Origin of the sequence: Actinoallomurus acaciae (assembly GCF_042429965.1) — a bacterium.
Taxonomy (GTDB): Bacteria; Actinomycetota; Actinomycetes; order Streptosporangiales; family Streptosporangiaceae; genus Actinoallomurus; species Actinoallomurus acaciae.
On record NZ_JBHLZP010000829.1, the window covers coordinates 1 to 2,447 of the forward strand.

At 74.7% G+C, this 2,447-nt stretch carries 1 protein-coding gene; it reads left to right on the forward strand.

Annotation, left to right across the window (positions count from 1 at the left end; all coding sequences use genetic code 11):
• Positions 1-2,447: non-ribosomal peptide synthetase (locus ACFFNX_RS47635; RefSeq protein ID WP_378213033.1), on the forward strand; the 2,447-nt coding region annotated here is incomplete at both ends.

Sequence of the window (2,447 nt, forward strand, 5' to 3'; positions counted from 1 at the left end):
ACGTCGATCCGTGAGCTCGCCGGCGGGCTGACACCCGTGGCCGCCGGCGATGAGCCGTCCGCCGAGGCGGCCGGGACCGCGACGGAGAGCCGGCTGTCGGAGGGGCAGGCGGCCCTGTGGTTCCTGCACCGGCTCGCGCCGGGGAGCGCCGCGTACAACGTGCCGTGCGCCGTCCGGATCCGCTCGCCCCTCGACCCGGACGCGCTCCGCCGCGCGATGGACCTCATCGTCGACCGGCACCCTGTCCTGCGGACCGCCGTGCGCCTCCGGGAGGACGGCCCGGTCGCCGTGACCGTGGAGCCGGACGGCACGCTCGGGCCGGTCGACGCCCGGGAGACGGACGACGAAGCGCTCCTGGAGCGCGTCGAGGAAGAGATCCGCCGGCCCTTCGACCTCGGAAGTGGCCCGCTGATCCGGGCCCGGCTGTTCACCCGCGCGGCCGACGACGCGGTGCTCGTCGTGGTGGTCCACCACCTGGTCATCGACCTGTGGTCGCTGGTGGTGGTCGTACGGGAGCTGGCCGAGGCGTATTCGGCGTTCGCGGCCGGCCACGAGCCCGACGCCTGGGAGGAATCCGTCGGCTATCGGCATTTCGTCCGCTGGCAGGAGCGGTTCCTGCGGACCCCCGCGGCCGGTGAGGCGCTGGAGTACTTCCGGCGGGAGATCGGTGGTGCGCCGGCCGCGCTGGAGCTTCCCCTCGACGCGCCACGCCCGCCGGTGCAGGGCTTCCGCGGGCGGCTCCATCGCTTCGAGGTCGACGCGGAGGTGGCCGGGCGGCTGCGGGAGTTCGCGAGTGAGGCCGGCGCGACGCTCTACACGGTCCTGCTCGCGGCCTGGGCGACCGTGCTGACCCGGCACGCGGGGCAGGACGAGGTGCTGGTGGGCATGCCCTCCGCCGGTCGGCCGAGCGCCGCGTACGAGTCGGTCGTGGGGTACTTCGTGAACCTGCTGCCGGTCCGTGTCGCCCCGGCGGGTTCGCCGAGCTTCGCCGCGCTCGTCGACGCCGTGCGCGCCGCCGTGCTCGGCGCCCTGGAGCACCAGCACCTGCCGTTCTCCAGGATCGTGGAGGCACTATGCCCCGAGCGCGACCCGAGCCGCCCTCCGCTGGTGCAGACCTCCCTCGTGCTGGAACGACCGCATCTCCGGCAGGGCCCGTTCACCGACCTGGGCGAGCTGGTCCTCGGCAACCGGGAGGGCGTGCGCGTTCAACTGGGCGACCTGGCCGTCGAACCGTTCCCGGTGGACGCGCGCAGCGCCCAGTTCGACGTCTCCCTGCTGGTGGTCGAGGCGGGTGGCGGGCTCTCGTGCGCGATCGAGTACGACGCCGACCTGTTCGAGCCCGCGACCGCAGGCCTGCTCGCCGGCCACTTCGCCGCCCTCCTGCGCTCGGCGCTCGATCGGCCCGGCATGGAGCCGAACCGGCTGGACCTGCTGGACGAGCCCGAACGCGAGCTCATCGACGGCTGGAGCCGTGGGCAGGACGTGGCCGGGCCCGTCCCGGCATCGGTGGTCGACGCGTTCGAGGCGCAGGCCGACCGCACGCCGGACGCGGTCGCGGTCGTCGATGGGGACGAGTCGCTCACCTACGCCGGGCTCGACCGGACCGCGAACCGCCTGGCCCAGCGGCTGCGGGCCGCCGGTGTCACGCCGGGCGCGGTCGTCGGCCTGGAGGCGGACCGCTCGGCACGCGGGATCACGGCCATGATGGCCGTCCTCAAGGCCGGCGCGGCCTACCTGCCGCTCGACCCCGCGTACCCGGTGTCCCTGCTCCGAGGGGCGCTGGCCGCCGCCGAGGTCGCAGTGCTCGTCGCCGGCGCGGAACTCGGGCGGGCGCTGACCGAGGACGGGCGCGGGCCGGTCCGGTTCGACGTCGCCGATCCCACGACGGGAGAAGAGTCCGGCGAGCGGCCGGACGTCCCGCTGTCCGCCCACGACCCGGCGTACGTGATCCTCACCTCCGGCTCCACCGGGCGGCCCAAGTGCGTCGCCGTCCAGCACGGCGCCCTGTCGGCGTTCCTCGGCGGCATCGCGGACCTCTACCGCCTGGGTCCGGGCGACCGTCTCCTCCAGTTCGCCTCGTGGGCGTTCGACGCCAGCGTCGAGGAGATCTTCGGAGGGCTGACCTCGGGGGCGACACTCGTCCTGCGGAACGAGGAGATGCTCCGTTCGGCCCACGGCTTCTTCGAACGCTGCGCGGCGGCCGGGATCACCGTCCTCGACCTGCCCACCGCGTTCTGGCACGAGCTCGCGCTGAGCGTCGGCGACGCCACGCCGCCGCCCGGCCTGCGGCTGGTCGTCATCGGCGGCGAGGCCGTCCAGGCGGACTGCCTCGCCGCCTGGCACCGGTCGCCGTTCGCCGCGGTCCGGCTGCTCAACACCTACGGCCCGGCCGAGACGACCGTCTGCGTGACGACGTGCGAGCTGACCCCGCGGGACGCCGTGCGCGC